Genomic DNA, 18141 nt, shown 5'->3' on the forward strand with positions numbered 1-18141 from the left:
GTAGACACTGGTTCTTTTTTGACCAGACCGTGTAAAAGCGCGCGAGTATAGCAAAAGCAATGGCTAATTTCAGGAATCAGGGACGAATAATCCCTAATAGTTTTTTTCTCAATAAAGAAATGTTCGCTAATGCAATATCGCTAGCTAACTTAGAAAGTTCCGGAAGATCCTTAACCTCTTGAATATCAATTAATTCAGAGAGATTTTTCCATGCATAAGGCAACTTATCGCAATGCGACATCATGCCACCATCTTTATCAGTAGTGAGATATCTTACTTGACCAATTCCGGCAGCAAGTATACGTGTACAGCACATAGGACAAGGCTCTAAAGACGTGAGTAACATTAGGCCAGATCTGGAGGAATAATTTGGATAGGTGCGTTCAAATTCATCGATCACACACATCTCAGCATGGGCAGAAGAGTTAAAGCCATTAGAGAAAACCTGATTTCCAGCTTCCGCTAAAATATCGCCTTCTCGACTGATCAGTAGAGCCCCAACACCATAGTTACCTTTGTCAGTAGCATCCATAGCTAATTGGCAACAACGCAGCGCCCAAGCGTCCATACCACAGGTATATTCATGACTGTATGTCGCTAAACGAACTCTGACATTATCGATGTTTACTTCACTGTCCAGCATATCACCCTTAGGCATATCCATTGTTTATTTCAGTTACCTAGTATGGGTTAATCAAAGTAAAAGGGCTAACTAAGAAGGGTCGAGTAAATTTAATTGCTTAGGCTGCTGATCAAACATAGGTTTTAATTTATAACCAACGCCCAACAATCGCACTGGACGCCCTCCCCGATTAAACGCATCAATTAACAGCTGGCGAAAATGAGAAACCTCTGGGATGGAAACGGCATGTTCTGCAGTGGTTTGAATAAAATCAAAAAATTTAACTTTAACAATCACTCCTGTGATTTGTTTATCCTTGCCATGCTTTTCAAACCGTTGAGCTAACTCCTCTAATAATGCTGGTAATTTATCTAAACAAGCATCAACATCACCCAGATCATTTGCATAGGTATGTTCAACACTGATCGACTTCCTAATCCGACTTGTCTGTACGGGCCTTTCATCAATGCCCCTAGCTAGCTCAAACAAACACTTTCCAAACTTACCAAAGCGCTCAACCAACTCAGCTAATGAACGTTTGCGAAGATCTAAACAGGTGGAAATACCCATCGAGCCGAGTTTTTCTGCGGTTTTCTTACCTACACCGGAAATCTTATCTACCGATAGGTCATCTAGAAATGCAGTGATTTGAGCAGGTTGGACAACATATAAGCCATCAGGCTTATTCCAATCACTGGCAATTTTGGCAATAAATTTATTCGGGGCAACGCCTGCAGATATAGTAATACCCACAGTTTCTTTCACCCGTTGTCGAATATCTTCAGCAATATATGTTGCACTTCCCTGACACAAATCCGTTCCAGTCACATCTAAGAACGCCTCATCGAGAGAGAGAGGCTCGATGATATCTGTGTAGTCTCGAAAGATATCCATGATCTGCCTTGATGCTTCTCGGTATTTATCCATATTGCCATGTAAAACTGTGAGATCAGGGCATAGTTTCAGTGCCTGAGCTGTCGCCATAGCTGAACGCACCCCAAATTCCCGAGCAGGATAGTTACATGTTGCGATGACACCACGACGAGATGGATCGCCACCAATCGCCATAGGAACGTGCTTCAATGCTGGGTTGTCTCTCATTTCAACCGCAGCAAAAAAACAATCACAGTCACAATGAATGATTTTTCGTTGCATAAAAACAAATACTGTTTATTTATACAGTTATATTATTTTCATTTCATCGAAAAATCAAAATTCTTTGCTAAGCTGAAAGTTAAAGGCTTTAGGAATTCTGGGTAGCTCTCTCTCTTCCTCTATTAAACTACCCAGAGTTCCTCCTTCATCCAAACTAGAGAATTTATATGGATAACAATCCTCACGGCTCTAACACACGCTCAGGGAAAGACAGACGAGAACTCAAGGACCGGCGCTCCGAAGTCAGGTATGAACCTGATAACCCTAATCGCCGAAAAAACTCAGGTCGCAGAGAGGAAGATGGGGACCTTTGGACCAAAGCATTGAATGAAAATGACACTGAGGGGGACTAGTTACCTTGTCATAAAACCTTAAACCAACAGTCAAAGGTTAGTCACACTCCTTCCCTATATTTTTCATGTTATGAACATACATGAAAATACTTCACAGACAGCTGTGCCTGTTCTCAATGTAGAACAAGCTGTAATTAATAAGTTTCCAGACTTTGATTCTAAGCCAACACCTTTTAAGCGATCTGCACTGCATATGCTTCGAAAGTTGGTGCATGAGAAAGAGATCAATACCTTCTTAGCTAAAAACAAAGATGCCCATGGTTTCGAATTTATTGATCGAGTCCTGGATTACTTTAACTTTGGTTACAGCATCAGTAATCACGACCGAGCTAATATTCCTTCGTCTGGCAGAGTAGTGATCATTGCTAATCACCCACTTGGCGCACTCGATGGCTTATCCTTACTGAAACTTGTTGGTGAAGTTCGTAGAGATGTAAAAATTGTTGCTAACGATGTTCTGATGAACTTTGCCCCTATCAGCAACTTATTCCTGCCTGTTGATAACTTAAAGGGGAATACACGTAAAAAGAACATCGAAAGTATTGTGGATGCACTTCGACAAGAACAAGCAGTAATCGTCTTCCCTGCCGGTGAAGTTTCACGTGCTGGGATTACAGGTATCAAAGACGATAAATGGAACAGTGGGTTTCTGCGTATAGCTCGCAAAGCCAACGCACCAATACTGCCGGTTTTTATTGGTGGTAAGAACTCACCACTTTTCTATAGCGTTTCTTATCTGAATAAGAACTTCTCTACCATCATGTTAGCGCGTGAGATGTTCAAACAATATTCAGTGACAATACAAGTTAAAGTTGGAGAAGCCATACCGTACAGTCAAATAGATGCAGTGCCAATTTCTACAGCAGAAAAAACCAAACTGCTAAAAAAGCACCTCTATCGAATTGCAAAAAATAAGAAACCTCTTTTTATCACTGAGAAAACCATCGCACACCCTCAAGATCGCCAAAGTATTAAGCAAGAACTACGCGATGCTGAGTTACTCGGTGAGACCGCTGATGGTAAGAAAATCTATCTATTCGACTACATTAAAGATTCAGCGGTCATGCATGAACTTGGTCGTTTAAGAGAGATCGCCTTTCGTTGTGTTGGTGAAGGCACCGGTGCTAAAAAAGATCTTGATCACTATGATCAGTACTACCGCCACATCATCCTCTGGGATGAAGAAGAATTGGAAATTGTCGGGGCTTATCGATTGGCAGAAGCAGCAAAGCTTAAGGATCAACCAGAACAGACACTCTACAGCAGCGACCTATTCCAATATAACGATGATATGCAGCCTTATTTCTCGCAAGGTATCGAACTCGGTCGAAGCTTCGTACAACCGAAATATTGGGGCAAGCGTAGTTTAGATTATCTTTGGTACGGTATTGGAGCATACCTTCGTAAACATCCAGAAATTCGTTACATGTTTGGGCCAGTCAGCCTAAGTAATAATTACCCAAAGGCTGCTAAAGATATGTTGGTTTGGTTCTATCGCCATTACTTTGAGGATCGTGAAAATCTCGCTAGCTCCGTTTCTCCTTATGGAATCGACAACGCTACTGAAGAGCACATGAGAAACCTTTTCGAAGGTAATAACTACAAAAGCGACTTCAGTGTCTTAAAAGAGCAATTAGAGTTCATGGGCGTCAACGTTCCAACTCTGTATAAACAATATAGCGAGCTGTGTACTGAAGGCGGTGTTCGTTTTCTAGATTTTGGCGTAGATCCCGACTTTAACTACTGCATCGACGGTTTAGTTTTAGTCGATATTAGCTACGTTAAAGAAAAGAAGCATAAACGCTATATTGGAGAATAACCTCGAAGATTATTGGTTAACGCACTTGTTAACCCAAGGATGTAAACCATAATGCCTCTGGATAATAAACCCTACGGTTTAGATTTCAGATCATCAGGTCTCATCCAATAGCGACTATTATTGATTGGTGTATCTCTTGGAAGTAAAGGATTACTAATAGCGATTATATTTTTTTCACCCCACTGGGTTAATGGAAACAACGTGGACGTGATAGGGTGTTTCTTGAGTAATTGATCAAACTCTCCCGAATCAATAGCTCTTTCTAATCCCAATTCTAATCGTTTAGCTAATTTGAGATTGCCTTTGCGGACAAAGAAATACATTGGAAATGGGTAATAAACTATCGTGTCAGAGAACAAGCGTAGATTAGGGTATTTTTCTCGACGAGCAAGAAATTCTGGACCTCCTTCATGAATCCCCCGAGGGAAAAAATCACAGCGACCAGCGGCTAATTGTCCAAACATCAACTCATAGATCGGCCCTCTCCTGACATTAATACCAGCACTTTCCAAAATATCTGAATCGGGCCAATGTCTGCCTTGGCAAGCAGTATACTTTCTCAAATCTTCCAATTTTTTAATGGCTTGAAATTTAGTTTTAGAATCTTCCCTAATAATACTTAGCCGATAACCAAGCAAGCCTTTCAGAAGCGGTATTCTGATAGCAGTATATTCTTCTTCTCTATTGATCGAAGTACCCGCCCAATACACATCTATAATTTCCCCTCTTTTCAATTCATAAAAAGCTCGACCTTGCTCCATCCTTACGACATGCGCCACTTTACTTTTCCCGTACTCAGACGAGGTGTTATCCAACATTAACTGAAGCAACGTTACAAAATAGTTATGGCTTACATCAAAATCTGATTGAGGAGGAATTGTTCTTAATTCTGTGGACCAGACCCTAGGAGAATAAGCGGAATGTCCTACGATTAAAGTAGCACTGATCAATACCTGACTTAATAACTTTTGTAGAGACACCCTCATCCCAACGCAACTCTCGCAAAAATCTACTCAGTAAAATCCAGAGGCTTAACTTTACTGCTTTAAAACTAAGTCTAGCTGGATTAACCAAAAAAGCCGCTTAGTAGAAGATACTAAGCGGCTTTTATAGTCAGATAAATCTAAAGGTAGGAGATTACTTTTGATTAGGCGCTTTTACGTCCATCTCAGTATTCAATTCAATACCTTGAGACTGAAGGTTCAACGCCAATTTGACTTTCATATCCATATTTTTAAGCGTTTCCATCTGCTCAGTTAGTTCTGGGTCAGCAGCCATTTCCATAACGGGTAGAAGCGGCGTTAGCATCTTTTTATAATCCATTGAGAAGTTCAACAAACCATTACCCGAGATCTTTTCTGAACCCAACGTATCCGCCAGAGCCTGACCACTTTCACCTGCAAAGATAACCAAGTGCTGACCTTTCAGCGCCAGCATAGGCTTAACGTTTACTTCAGGAGGCATCGGGACCATAGTCGACAAATCGATTGCAGAACCATCATCAGGTAACTGGATTGCCGCTAGAGGCGGTGCAAACGACTTCGCCATATCAAACAATACTTTTGGATTTTCAGCAGACAGAGAAACGATCCCTTGCAAAGAATCCAGCTGTAGCGCATAGCCTTCAGTTTGCAAGCTGAAGTCCTGAATAGCAGCACCAATACCTTTGACTCCTTGAGCCAAACCCGTAAACATCGCTAAAGCCGCTGGGTTAGACTGTTGCACACCCGCTTGCATCTCAGCTAGCGGCGCACATTTGTAGGAAGGCTCGAGCATGTTGCTCCAAATAGAAGACAAACCAGTACCAAGCTTGTTGGCATCAAGACCTAACCCCATCCCAAATACTTGGGCATCATTTAGGTATGATGGGATATAACCTTGAAGAGAAGCTAGCGCATCCATCACAACTTTATTTTTACTTTCTACAACAGTTGAAACACGCATAAAACTACGCTCTGGCGTAATCTGGATATCATCTGCGCTACGCGCACCAATCACAGTACGTGGCCAATTTGCTGCAATAGCAGCCATCTCTGACTGACATTCTGGATTACGCACATCCGCTAAGCCATCAGGATCACCTCCTGCTACCATCGCTTTCGTCAACATACTTGCCAACGCATTACCATTTTCAGTAGTAAATGCTTTAACTAACTGCTGATGATCTATATAAGAGATATAGTCCTTAATAAAACCATGTTGCGTTGCAATTTGCTCAACAGTACCTGCCTGTTGTAGTGACTGTGCTGGCTTTGCTTGAGCTAAAGCAATATCAATCGTTTTAGTATCATTGACATGAGTATTAATTGTCCACGTAGCCCAGCCATCTTCGAATGCAACAAGCACTTCGAATTTATCACCCTTTTCATTATTTTCTAGTGTGTAAGCGCGGTATTGAAGTTCACCGGAGATACGCGACTCGTGTTTGAAGCCGCTCTCTTGTTCTGCTTTATCTAACGTAGCCCATAAACCCTGAGCATCCGTTACCTCATAACGAACAACTGGAATAAAGCCTACAGCATAGACATACATTCTCAGCTTATCTGGTAGGCCAAATGTTTTTTGAAATTCAGCAGGAGAACCTGCTGCTTCAAAATAAGCTTTTATCAGGCTTGAGAAGAACCGTTTTTTCGGATCGGTTTCATCATCTAATGCATCTAGTATTTCTTGAGGTGCTTTTGCTTGAAGTGAGCTCGTTGACTGAAGGTAGTTTTTAAGCGGGAACGGTTCTAGCTGACCAGAGAAGAAAACCGTATCCGCAGGCACGTATGCCAATGGTGATTTAGTCGTGGTAGTAATACCACCATCTTGTTGGGTCAGGATGTAGCCAACTGCACCGGCTGCTACAACTGCACCGGCTATAATGACATTACGCACCTTACAAAACTCCTTTTATAAATTTTTTAGATCTTAACTGAACTGATTCAAACTGTCGTTAGTCTCAGAAGAAAATAGGAATAATTCTTACTAAGGATTAGACCAAGCGATTGATATACATATTTTTTGTATTGTGCTTAATTTTTGACCGCAACTTTGGCTTACTTATGAAGAAAGATAATAACCTAACAACACTCTCTTCTAGGAAAGAACTAGATGAGTTTATACAACTCGCCAATGAACTAACCCCAGCCAATTCCCATGCTCAAGGGCGTATTCTATTTGCCTTAGATGCCACTGCCAGTCGCCAAGCCACTTGGGATCACGCATGTCACTTACAAAATCAGATGTTCTCTGCCACCAGCGAGGTCGGAAACCTTGCTGTGATGCTTTGCTATTTTAGAGGCTTTCAAGAATTCCATCATAGCCAATGGATAAACCAACCTGCACAACTCAGCCAGATCATGGAGAAAGTATCTTGTGCCGCAGGCCATACTCAAATCAGAAAAGTACTGCAATTAGGAATCGACGAAACACGAACAAAAGAGGTCAAAGCTATCATCTATATTGGTGATAGTCAGGAAGAAAGCACAGATAAGCTAACCTCTCTAGCAGGCCAACTTGGGTTGCTTAAAACCCCAGTTTTCATTTTTCAGGAAGGTTCTGACTGTCGAGCAAGGCAGGCTTTCACTGCCATTGCTCATCTATCAGGCGGCGCTTATCACCACTTTGATCACCACAGTTCTGGGTTATTGAAGCAGCTACTGATAGCTGTTGCGATCTATGCCAGTCAAGGTAAACCAGCATTTCAACACTATATTGAAAATAAAGGGCAAGCAGCAAAGCATCTACTGGAACAGTTACGGTAAAATAAACAACTTAGTTATTATGATTTTTTAGACATCAGTAAAGGTAAATTGTGAATCCCATCAGTTTAGTAGTTTTAGCCGGATTAGGTTTTCTTGTGTTCTTTTGGCTGAAGACACTTACACCAGCAAAGCGAACGCGCGCAGTCATCGCTATTGTTTTAGTCATTGTTTCTTTATTTGTACTCTTAATGGCTCTAACCGGTAGGCTTCACTGGATTGCAGCCGTAGCAGCGGGCTTACTCCCTTTTGCACGCAGACTTTTTCCACTCTTTATTCGTTTCCTTCCTTTCTTTAATTATTTGTATAAAAAGCGTAAGAGCCAAGCTAGCTCGGGCAACGTTTCAAAAGTGGAAACAAAGATTCTGTCGATGCGTTTAGATCATGATTCTGGCGTGATGTATGGCACGGTAAAACAAGGACCACTACAGGGCAGAGAACTGGGGGAGTTAAGCGAACAAGAATTTATTCAATTACTTCAGTACTGTCGTCAACATGATGGGGAATCTACACGCTTATTAACAACATACTTAGACAAACGCTTTGGAGACAGTTGGCGCGAAGATGATATCCCAGATAACGAAAGTTATAACAATCACACTCAACATGGGGCGATGAGTCGCCAAGAAGCTTTCGATATTTTAGGTATCTCACCTAGTAGCAGCAAAGAGGAGATTATCGCCGCTCATCGAAAGCTCATGCAAAAGCTGCATCCTGACCGCGGGGGAAGTGATTATCTGGCAGCTCAGATCAATCAAGCAAAAGACGTTCTTATTAACGATTAAATTTTCGATACAAGCGTTCGGGGCCCGCTCTTTCTAATCGGAACCCCGAATGCCCAAACGTAGAGCTATAACCCTTCAATAATAAGCCACCTTTTTTATCCTTTTCGAACACAAGGATTTCATTATCTTCTCGACCATCAATATCTACAAAATGAATAACTACTCGGCCATTTTTCATCAACTGCCAAGAACCGGTTTGAACGATTAACGGCTGACGGTTACGATAATCTTGAGTTAAAACCGCTTGTTGGTCGCTTGATAACTCAAGGGAAATATAACGCCCTTGTGATCTCAATCCAGGTAGCTCTATTCCATACAGCCCAGGAAGAGTTCTTAGATCTAACTTGCCTTGTCGGGCACAGCCCTCAAAGACAGTACCATTTAACACCATCTGAGCCGTATATTCGTATTCGATTCCATAACGATCCTGACATCGTAAACGATCCACATTTAAACTCAGACTATAGTTCTTAATACCTTTTAGCTGGCTACTCCACTCAATGCTACTTCCAAACTTCATAGGATCTGATAGAGGGAAAATCAGCTGTTTTAAACGATCGTACCTTTGAACATAGATGCCATCATCCCGAACATCTGCAATCCATAATGGCCGATCACCTGCAGCCCGATATTCATTGCCCGACAATTCGTAACTACAAGTAGATTGATTTCCACCTATCAGATGTACCTGATAAACCTCCCAAGGTTCACCTGGTGCAATATGAGAGCCACTCATCTCCGCATAAAAAGCAGGCTCTATGGAGTTATCCAACTTTCGCTCTAAACGGCCGGTGTAATCATTAATCAGCTCACGCTTGTTAACATAGCAAGGCTTAAAACTAAGTCCTTGATCAGTCATGTTCACTATACCACGACGAAACAACGGACCTTCCGCAGAGCTGAATTCTGAAGGTTTTTTCTGACAACCTGTTAGAGTAATGATCACTAAAAAAACTACAAAAAAAGGGAGAAACGAGAAGTATTTACCGGTTATCATATTAACTATTGCGAGATGCGGATCGAATAATGATAATAAGCGAATAGAACAAGGAGGGCAAAATATGGCGAGGCCAGCAGAGTTTGATCGTACTGATGTCTTAGAGAAGGCAATGAATGTTTTCTGGAGAACAGGTTACAGTGCAACATCAGTAACCGACCTTGTGAATGCGACCAAACTAAAACCAGGATCACTTTACGGTGCATTTCAAAGCAAACGTGGTTTGTTTTTAGAAGTTATAGACACCTATGCTGAGCGCAGTCTGAATAGGGTTTCAACCGTGATGGAAGATGCTGAAACACCTTTGAAAGGAATCGAACAGTTTTTTAAATGCTTCTGTGATGATCTAGTACATGACCGCCTTGGCAAAGGCTGCCTGATGGTAAATACCATGCTAGAACTTGCTACAGAAGATGATGAGATCAGAGAACGCGTGGGTGGTTACCTAAGCCAAGTTGAAACCTACTTTACTAACGCGCTAACTCAAGCTCAGGAACAAGGATTGTTGGATAAACAGCAATCACCTGAGGACCTAGCAACATACCTAATGACAAATATTTGGGGGCTTCGCGTTTTAAGTAGCAAGCGTCCAGATCAGTCTAAATATGATGCAGTCATCACAAATATGCTTAAGGCACTTCACAGCCCATGCCATTAACAACGACTTACACTTAAATAAAAAAGCACCGATTTACGGTGCTTTTTTATTTGTATAATATCTACGCTTATTTCACATCATAGGCACAACGAAAACCGATCGATCCGTAAACACTTCTGCCGCTTACCGGTGGTTTCACATTACGAAATGAGCTTCTCAAATTAGCTTTATTTTCATCCCAAGAACCACCACGAACAACTCGTTGACGCCCCTGCTCAGGACCAGAAAGCTCTCCACTAGCATAACGCTCAAGACCATTTTTTGCGTACCAATTCATAGTCCACTCACCGGCATTACCATGCATATCATGTAAACCATAAGCGTTTTCGACGTGACTTCCTATGGACCAAGTACGGTCTTCACCGCAACCGTCAGGTTCATTTGGGACAGACCCCATCGTTTTGCCGTCATCAAGAATAGCATGCTTGCAACTTACTTCTTGGCCCCATGGGTAACGTGTTAGCGTATTAGCTCTAGCCGCTTTTTCCCATTCTGCTTCAAATGGTAAACGCCCTCCTTTAGCTGTACAAAAGTCCACAGCCTGTTGCCAATCAACACAGTTAATAGGGTGATTTCCGCGTCCCTCTGCACCTAAATTACAATATTGGTTTCTCTGATGGTCTTTGGGCCTTGTGCAATTTCCAGCCTCAATACATGCTTGATACTCATCAACCGTTACTTCATGTTTATCAATCAGGAAAGTGGGCACGTGCACAGCTATGCCTCCTGGCTTACCTTCATCATTTTCACAGGCATTATCCCCCTGTGAACATCCCATCTGATATTTACCTGCATCTATCTGGATTTTACTGGTATCAGCGAATACGCCAGAACTAAAACCACTGAGTAACACTGCTACACAGCACACATTCTTGTTCATACCCTTTCCCCTGCTTTTTGATTCTTATCTTTATTAAGCTACGAAGGTATCTAGCCTTCTAAAGGTAGAGCAAAAACTCACAAGATAGTTTCAAAGTGATAAGAATTATTTTCTCTAGCATAGTGCTTGGTAGCTTACCTTTTCATTGCCTGTCGCCAAAAAGAAACCTCTTAACTTATTGATTTTATTGAATTTGAACATTTAACAACCAGACCACTGTCTCTTAATTGCGACAATTATCACTCAAATTCTGACCTTTGTGGGTCAGCCAAAATACAGGAAAGCCAAATAATGGAATAACCATTTGTTTTATATAGATTTTTAAAAAATGGCACACCACTTGATATACCCCTGGCGAATTTAAATTTATTTGTTATTACTCGATCTATTTCGTTAAGGAGATAATTATGAAATCTGCAGCACTTACTCTAGCGTCCATGCTTTGTGTTTCTACAATCGCTTTTGCTGAAGAAACAAAACCTGCTGAAGTTGTTAAAGGCGTTCAACCTGAAGTGATGACTCAAGAAAAGCCAAAGGCAACAAGCATTTTCGAAAAACTAGATGAAAACAAAGATGGCAAAGTTAGCCCTCAGGAAGCGCAGGTTTCTCCAGCGTTGGTAAAAGGCTTCAATAAAATTGATGCCAACAAAGATGGTTTTCTAAGCCCGGATGAGTTTTCTCAACTACAAGTTAAGGCGACACCGTCTTACGTAGCGTCTAAAAAACTATTCGTTTAAAGAGTTCACTTGTTGGTATACGGCTGGCCCCGCTGATTCCGAGACAGCCTCAGTTCAGTTAGTCGAATACCAATAGGTAACAAGTTGATTCAGAGCAATCATGTCCACAACATAGCCGCCAGCTCTGTATTAACATGGCCGGTGATCAGGATGATCCCGGCCGCCCCTTTTGATAAATACCCCTGTTATCCACACTAAATGGAGACTACCCAATTAAGGCGTAATTGATGGATAATACTCATACACTTGTTTAAATATGATTTTTTAATGGCCAAATCGACTCGCCAACCATGGCGACTCAGCTCATTGAAGCAGCTGGTACTTCTATCCTTTTTGGTTGTCGTTACACCTTTCGGCATCCTCATTTTTTACGCTACTGATGCTCTTGTAGAACAGTCGGCACAAGGCCGTGTACTCGCGCAACAAGCTTTAGAAGTTACGCGTAGAGGCCAACAACTCGAACGCTTAGCCGAAGATATTACCCGCTCTGCAAGGCAATACCAGATTCTAGCTAAGCCTGAAATTCAAGAACGTTTAAATCAGTATTTGTCGGAATACAGGCAAGCACTGATGATCCATAGCTTCCTGCTTAATGAGCAGAAAAAAGCTAACGAGATCACTGAATTGCTCGAAGGCATCGAACGCGCTCACCCTATTGAAGCTAATTCACTACTCAGTCTCACCCGTGTGGTTAACGAACAGATCGACTTAGTCTTAGATCAACGCTTACAATCGCTCAACGAAACCGCGCAAACAACACAGACTAAATTAAGTACCTTAGCGATTATTCTCCTCGGCTTAGAAGCCCTGTTAATCCTATTTTTCAGCTTTAAAATTATCCGCCCAGTTAACCGGATCGCCGCGCGTTTACAAGCACTAGGTACCGGCGAAGAATATATCGGTGCCAAAGTTGGCGGACCGGATGAATTAGTTGAGTTAGACCGACAGCTTGATTGGCTAACAGAACAACTAGCTGAAGTAGAAAACGAGAAGCAACGTTTTTTACGCCATATGTCTCACGAATTAAAAACCCCACTCACCACGCTGCGTGAAGGATCTGACCTTCTAGCAGAGCAAGTTATTGGCGAACTTAATACCAGCCAACTTGAAGTAGCTAATCTGCTGCAGACCAATTCTCGTCAATTACAGTCTTTGATTGAACAGCTATTAGACTACAGCCGCTTAAATCAAAATGAACCGGTTAACTTCCATCAAGTACATATATTGCCGGTTATTAACGAAGCGATTGAGCCTTATAAGCTATTGCTCGAACAAAAGAAGATGCAGGTACAGCTGCCACAAGAAGATATCGAATGGTTCACGGACCGAGCAATGCTTATCCGCATTCTCGGCAACTTGATATCTAATGCGACACTCTATGGCAGTTCGAGTGGTCGTTTACTCGTTAGTACCAACGTCCAAGCAGGCTACCTGGTTATAGAAGTAGGTAACGATGGTCCTATTATTCCAGATGAAGATATTCCACACCTATTTACACCGTTCTACCAAGGCCAAAATCGACGCATTGGGCCTGTTAAAGGCTCTGGTATCGGATTAAGTATTGTTAGAGATGCCGCTGACTCATTAGGTGCCCAAGTCAAATTACATGATAATCAGGATAGTTTTGTCAGCTTCCGCGTCAGCCTTCCAGTAAAAGAGCTTAATGCCAATGATTAAATACACTCCACTGATCTTGTTACTGTTTCTTCAAGGTTGTGAATTTGTACCAACCAAAACACCTGCGCCAGGGGCAGCTGAACAACCCACCTGCCGTATTAGTGAAATGCGACTTGATCAACTACAAGGTATTGAAAGCCGTTTTTTACAAAAGCCTGATCAGCGCAGCAGCATTATGCAGCGTGCTATTCGCAGTAAAGACCGTGCGCTACTTGCGTTGCTTCTTTCAACACCACTTTCGTCAACAAAGCAATTGCAGCAAGCTAAACGCCATTTTTCTAAGATTGTGCTCTACCCCCACCCATCCTGCCCTGGGGATCGTTACCTCGGTATTCGTAATCAGTTCGCAACCACGTTGTTATGGATGCGCGCAGAGCAAGATAATTTGTTAGAAGAGAATAGAAACCTGCAAGTTAAAATCGATGCGCTAACCCAGATTGAAACCGATCTAAATAATGAGCGTGAGGTACAGGAATGACCCCTCACATTTTATTGGTAGATGATGATGCTGCTCTACTGAAACTACTCTCAATGCGCTTAGAAGCAAGCGGGTTCAAAATCAGCTGTGCAGAGAGTGCTGAGCAAGCACTCTATATTCTCGATGATCAGATCGATCTGGTAATCACCGATCTACGCATGGAAGGTATGGATGGACTTACCCTCTTCCAGCAACTTCAACATTGCTATCCGCAATTGCCGGTGATAATCATTACTGCTCATGGCTCAATCCCAGAAGCAGTAACAGCAACACAACAAGGTGTGTTTGGCTTTCTTACCAAGCCAATCGATCGAGATCAGCTATTAGAAACAATTAATGCGGCTCTTGCCGGTACAAGTCGATCGGATAGTACTTGGCGTAAGAACATTATCTGTCGTAGTCCAATAATGGAGAGCTTGCTTCAAGAAGCGGAACAGATCGCAGGCTCAGATGTCAGTGTTCTCGTTACAGGCCCCAGCGGTAGTGGTAAAGAGCTATTAGCTAATGCCATTCATCAAGCAAGCCCTCGTCATAAGAAACCGTTTATTGCGATTAACTGTGGTGCACTACCCGAACAACTTTTGGAATCCGAACTATTCGGTCATGCAAAAGGCGCATTCACTGGAGCGGTAAGTAAATACGAAGGTCTTTTCCAAGCAGCCAACGGCGGCACTTTGTTTCTAGATGAGATTGGCGATATGCCGCTATCTCTTCAAGTTAAGCTCTTGCGTGTTCTACAAGAAAGACAAATTCGACCAGTGGGTTCTACCGACACAATTCCTGTCGATGTGCGGGTCATCTCTGCCACTCACCGCGATCTAGAAGTGGCGATGCAAGAGCAACAGTTCCGTGAAGATCTGTTCTACCGCCTTAACGTGGTGAATCTACATTTGCCACCGCTTGCTGAACGACCTGAAGATATTCCGCCTTTGGCACGCCACTTTGTTGAGCAAGCAGCAGCGAAGCATAACCCCAAGGTAAAGAATATCTCCTCAGATGCACTTCAGGTTTTAGCCCAATCGGCGTGGCCGGGTAATGTCCGCCAATTAGAGAATGTGATCGAGAAGGTAACTGCATTAAGCACAACACCGGTCATATCTGATAGTGCGGTTAATCGAGCCTTGGTCAATCAAGATCAGGTGATCCAGAACTTTAACGACGCCCGTGCTGATTTTGAAAAACGCTATCTAAGAAAGGTACTACAGATTACCGAAGGCAATGTTTCCCAAGCGGCAAAAATAGCAGGAAGAAATCGTACAGACCTTTATAAGCTATTGAAAAAACATGGTTTAGAAGCTGCAGATTACAAAGCCTAATTATACAAAGAATGCTCTTTGATTTGGTGATTAAAGAGCATTCTTCCGCGCGATAATAAACACTTCCATATCTTTATGACCATAATGCCATTGGCTCTCAATGCTAAAGCCAGCGGCTTTAATCTCATCGGCCAATTCATCTTCCGTGATCACGAATAGATCAGGCATTAATCCGAAGCACTTACCCACTGGTACAACCAATTTAAGAAAGCGCATATAAGAACCGCCCAAACAACCGGTACTACTCACAAAAACGCCACCGGGTTTTAAGATTCTAGCGACTTCAGCTATCACCACTTGCCAGTTGGGAATCAAATGAATCACATTTAAGCCCAATACTACATCAACGCTTTCAGCCTCAGCATTGAAGTCATGCAATGTCCCCAGATGAAAATCGATATTGCCGACACCTACTTGATGCGCTCTTTCCCGGCCGATCTTCAACATATTTTCAGAGATATCTATGGCATCAATCTGCCCAACAAATGGGGCATGATGGATAGCCGTCGTACCTGTACCACAGCCAAACTCAACCACACGCATCTCAGAAGAAAAGTAACTTTGCGTTTCCTTTAGCTTCTTTTGATACATCTCTTCATTGGGCACCGCTTTTTGCGAATACTTTGCAGCGACGCCATCCCAAAACTTGTCCGACTCTATAGTCTTCATCGACTTAGGTTTGTTCATCTTTCCCTTAGCTATTAACCTCAATTCACAAATAACCTAGACGGTAATCCTCATAAATCCAGCAGTTATTTCCATTAAGTTACAGCAGGTCAGGCTACTAACGAATAATGATTAAAGCACTACTTACTTTAATTTTCTCAGCTATATTTTATTACTGGACTCATATAGAGACAGTCAGTGACTTTGACTAGTTACACGCTTTATCTGATCAGTTGTCATATCAAATCGATAGGTATGCATATGCGAATTAACACGTGTTTATTAATCTGCACATTAAGCCTTCCAGCTTGGGCACAAGATGATGTAAACATGGACGCTATTGAGGGTGAGCAATTCGATTCCGATTCAGTACATCTACTCACGATGCCTTACCCGCCTTACACGGAAGTTATTGACGGTAGGATTACCGGAACATCAGTAGAAAATATCCGTTGTGCTTTTGAAGCAATCCCCGAAAAAGTCGCTATACACGCAAGGCCATTCAACAGAGCGAAGTTACTAACCAAACAAGGCAAAGCCGACGGTTTCTTTTCAGCATCCCATAAAAAGAGTCGAGATGCATATGCTACTCACTCAGGCGCCATAGAAACCCAGAACTGGACTTTTTTCCAACTGAAAGACTCTGATTTTGACCCCGAATCCCCAGAGTTTAAACAAAATGCCGTAACCACCAGCTTTTTGGGATCAAACATGCACAGCTGGCTACAGAGTAATGGTTATAAAGTTACCGGCAATCCGCCTACAAATAGTGAACAACTTCTGTCCATGCTGATACATAAACGGATAGATGCATTTTTAATGAATGAGCAAGCGATGGACCACGCTATGACGGACAAGCAGAGATCAATGACCAAAAGGAAAGTGATACATAGCCATAACTTAGGCGTATATTTTGGTCATCACTTTCTACGGCACAATCCGGGGTTTCTGGAACGGTTTAATAGCGCATTAGCGGTCTGTACAGAAGGTAAATTTACTCACCGTTCGGAAGATATATCTCCAGCATATTTGAAAAAATAACTCTATTTAAGTATCAAGGCTAAAGGTATCGGGTAGGAAATCAAACAAACATCCCCGATCTCTATGTATCTGGAAATTAAAGATCTACTGTTTTAAGCCCTATTTTTTAACAATGGTTAGCAACACCTGTCCAACAGAAACACCAAACTTCTTCATTTTTGACTCGTTCACAATCACTGAAGGTGACACCAGATACATTCTGTCATCAATGGTTAGATCGATCGTTCCATCTTTATAAGGCGCTCTAAGAACATATTGCATAAACAACGCATTACCACTTACCAAAGCGTTGGCTGACCCAACCACATCATTCGCCTCAGCAGTGTAGTTGCCCGAGCCATCAGGTATTAGCGTCCAAACCCGGCGCTGCTTTTCACCATCATCAAAAACAAAATCTTCTTCCAGTACACCAACGCCCTCGCGCCAATAAGCGGTTATGTCGGCATTGAAATGGCGAATCACTTTTCCTGACCAATCTTTTACCACGCCATGAGCTGTTAGATCACCATCAAAGAACTCCTCTACCACTAACTCTGGATCGTTTTCCTTATACTCCTCAATGTTGATAGAGGAACACCCCGTTAAAAATAAAGGCCCAATAAGAAATAATCGAAAAATAAAGTTTTGGACAGTCAACTGAATACCCTACATACATAAACCATAATTACTTATGTATACGGGGAAACTGTGTTTTGGATTGTTGAGTATGAGGTATCAACCGTTAGAGAAGACCGTCGATTTTTCAGATTAAGGAGAATTTTTTAAACCTTAGTGCTCATCAATTTTTCACTGCCACTGAAACCAAGACGGGTATATAAGCCATGCGCGTCATCGGTCACTAGGAACTTAAATTTATCTTTCCAGCGTGGGTCATTTACCATAGTTTCCGTTAACCACTTACCTAACCCCTGACCTCGGTATTGTTTATCAATGATCACATCAGCTAGATAAGCAACTGAAGCAAAATCAGTTACAACTCTAGCAAAGCCAATCTGCGCTTCACCTTTAAACAGCGAGAAACAAACACTATTGTCGATCGATGTTTTTATGTCATCGATACTTCGTTGATTGGCCCAGTACGATTGCTTAAGAAGAGTTTGTACGCTATCTAGCTGAATCATTTCCCTTTCATCATAAATTCGAAACTCTTCTTTTTCATATTTCATAAAAACCTCCATATTTAAATCATAAAAAAAAACAGCCATGAAGGCTGT

The 18141-nt window shown here is 42.1% G+C and carries 18 protein-coding genes; 9 read left to right on the forward strand and 9 right to left on the reverse strand.

The window, feature by feature from the left end; translation table 11 throughout:
• Positions 1-76: 76 nt before the first annotated feature.
• A complete protein-coding gene (locus ACMXYR_RS11675; RefSeq protein ID WP_415901717.1) occupies positions 77-664 on the reverse strand; it encodes a nucleoside deaminase in 588 nt (195 codons plus the stop codon).
• Positions 665-712: 48 nt separating this feature from the next.
• On the reverse strand, positions 713-1777 hold the full coding sequence (gene dinB, locus ACMXYR_RS11680; RefSeq protein WP_415901718.1) for a DNA polymerase IV: 1065 nt from the start codon (positions 1775-1777) through the stop codon (positions 713-715).
• Positions 1778-2200: 423 nt separating this feature from the next.
• On the opposite strand from dinB, the gene ACMXYR_RS11685 reads away from it, so the two are divergent.
• Complete coding sequence (locus tag ACMXYR_RS11685) at positions 2201-3949, forward strand: lysophospholipid acyltransferase family protein (RefSeq protein ID WP_415901719.1); 1749 nt, start codon at positions 2201-2203, stop codon at positions 3947-3949.
• 71 nt (positions 3950-4020) lie between these two features.
• On the opposite strand, the gene ACMXYR_RS11690 is transcribed toward ACMXYR_RS11685, so the two are convergent.
• Both ACMXYR_RS11690 and ACMXYR_RS11695 read right to left on the reverse strand, forming a co-directional pair.
• Entirely contained in the window at positions 4021-4929 is a 909-nt protein-coding gene (locus ACMXYR_RS11690) for a substrate-binding periplasmic protein (RefSeq protein ID WP_415901720.1), read from the reverse strand.
• 157 nt (positions 4930-5086) lie between these two features.
• Positions 5087-6826: a hypothetical protein gene (locus ACMXYR_RS11695; RefSeq protein ID WP_415901721.1), complete on the reverse strand. Its 1740-nt coding sequence runs from the start codon at positions 6824-6826 to the stop codon at positions 5087-5089.
• Positions 6827-6993: 167 nt separating this feature from the next.
• Here ACMXYR_RS11695 and ACMXYR_RS11700 point away from each other — a divergent pair, with 167 nt between their 5' ends.
• Together ACMXYR_RS11700 and ACMXYR_RS11705 are read left to right on the forward strand one after the other, a co-directional pair.
• Complete coding sequence (locus ACMXYR_RS11700; RefSeq protein ID WP_415901722.1) at positions 6994-7695, forward strand: VWA domain-containing protein; 702 nt, start codon at positions 6994-6996, stop codon at positions 7693-7695.
• Positions 7696-7790: 95 nt separating this feature from the next.
• Entirely contained in the window at positions 7791-8477 is a 687-nt protein-coding gene (locus ACMXYR_RS11705) for a DnaJ domain-containing protein (RefSeq protein ID WP_415901723.1), read from the forward strand.
• Here the strand turns inward: ACMXYR_RS11705 and ACMXYR_RS11710 are convergent.
• A complete protein-coding gene (locus tag ACMXYR_RS11710) occupies positions 8467-9423 on the reverse strand; it encodes a hypothetical protein (RefSeq protein WP_415901724.1) in 957 nt (318 codons plus the stop codon). The two genes, ACMXYR_RS11705 and ACMXYR_RS11710, sit on opposite strands and share 11 nt — an antisense overlap.
• A 115-nt stretch (positions 9424-9538) precedes the next feature.
• Here ACMXYR_RS11710 and ACMXYR_RS11715 point away from each other — a divergent pair, with 115 nt between their 5' ends.
• The gene (locus tag ACMXYR_RS11715; protein WP_415901725.1) at positions 9539-10132 is read left to right on the forward strand and encodes a TetR/AcrR family transcriptional regulator; all 594 of its coding nucleotides are present in this window, start codon (positions 9539-9541) and stop codon (positions 10130-10132) included.
• A 67-nt stretch (positions 10133-10199) separates the two neighbouring features.
• On the opposite strand, the gene ACMXYR_RS11720 is transcribed toward ACMXYR_RS11715, so the two are convergent.
• A complete protein-coding gene (locus tag ACMXYR_RS11720; RefSeq protein ID WP_415901726.1) occupies positions 10200-11012 on the reverse strand; it encodes a formylglycine-generating enzyme family protein in 813 nt (270 codons plus the stop codon).
• 407 nt (positions 11013-11419) lie between these two features.
• Between ACMXYR_RS11720 and ACMXYR_RS11725 the strand changes: the two genes are divergently transcribed.
• The 4 genes from ACMXYR_RS11725 (at position 11420) to ACMXYR_RS11740 (ending at position 15220) form a co-directional block, all read left to right on the forward strand.
• Positions 11420-11749 carry an EF-hand domain-containing protein gene (locus ACMXYR_RS11725; protein ID WP_415901727.1) on the forward strand — a complete coding sequence of 110 codons (330 nt, stop codon included), beginning with the start codon at positions 11420-11422 and terminating at the stop codon, positions 11747-11749.
• A gap of 267 nt (positions 11750-12016) precedes the next feature.
• A complete protein-coding gene (locus ACMXYR_RS11730; protein ID WP_415901728.1) occupies positions 12017-13426 on the forward strand; it encodes a sensor histidine kinase in 1410 nt (469 codons plus the stop codon).
• Entirely contained in the window at positions 13413-13904 is a 492-nt protein-coding gene (locus ACMXYR_RS11735; RefSeq protein WP_415901729.1) for a hypothetical protein, read from the forward strand. The genes ACMXYR_RS11730 and ACMXYR_RS11735 overlap by 14 nt, the downstream gene beginning before the upstream one ends.
• A complete protein-coding gene (locus ACMXYR_RS11740; protein ID WP_415901730.1) occupies positions 13901-15220 on the forward strand; it encodes a sigma 54-interacting transcriptional regulator in 1320 nt (439 codons plus the stop codon). Before ACMXYR_RS11735 ends, ACMXYR_RS11740 begins: the two co-directional genes overlap by 4 nt.
• A 30-nt stretch (positions 15221-15250) precedes the next feature.
• On the opposite strand, the gene ACMXYR_RS11745 is transcribed toward ACMXYR_RS11740, so the two are convergent.
• Positions 15251-15907 (reverse strand): class I SAM-dependent methyltransferase, encoded by a 657-nt coding sequence (locus tag ACMXYR_RS11745; protein ID WP_415901731.1) that lies wholly within the window; start codon positions 15905-15907, stop codon positions 15251-15253.
• A gap of 240 nt (positions 15908-16147) precedes the next feature.
• Between ACMXYR_RS11745 and ACMXYR_RS11750 the strand changes: the two genes are divergently transcribed.
• Positions 16148-16927 (forward strand): hypothetical protein, encoded by a 780-nt coding sequence (locus tag ACMXYR_RS11750; protein WP_415901732.1) that lies wholly within the window; start codon positions 16148-16150, stop codon positions 16925-16927.
• Between the two features lie 99 nt (positions 16928-17026).
• Here the strand turns inward: ACMXYR_RS11750 and ACMXYR_RS11755 are convergent, their stop codons facing one another.
• Positions 17027-17563: a DUF3833 domain-containing protein gene (locus ACMXYR_RS11755; protein ID WP_415901733.1), complete on the reverse strand. Its 537-nt coding sequence runs from the start codon at positions 17561-17563 to the stop codon at positions 17027-17029.
• 125 nt (positions 17564-17688) lie between these two features.
• Positions 17689-18093, reverse strand: a complete 405-nt coding sequence (locus ACMXYR_RS11760) for a GNAT family N-acetyltransferase (protein WP_415901734.1) — start codon at positions 18091-18093, stop codon at positions 17689-17691.
• Between the last annotated feature and the right edge of the window lie 48 nt (positions 18094-18141).

The organism is Neptuniibacter sp. QD29_5 (assembly GCF_047778125.1).
Classification (GTDB): domain Bacteria; phylum Pseudomonadota; class Gammaproteobacteria; order Pseudomonadales; family Balneatricaceae; genus Neptuniibacter.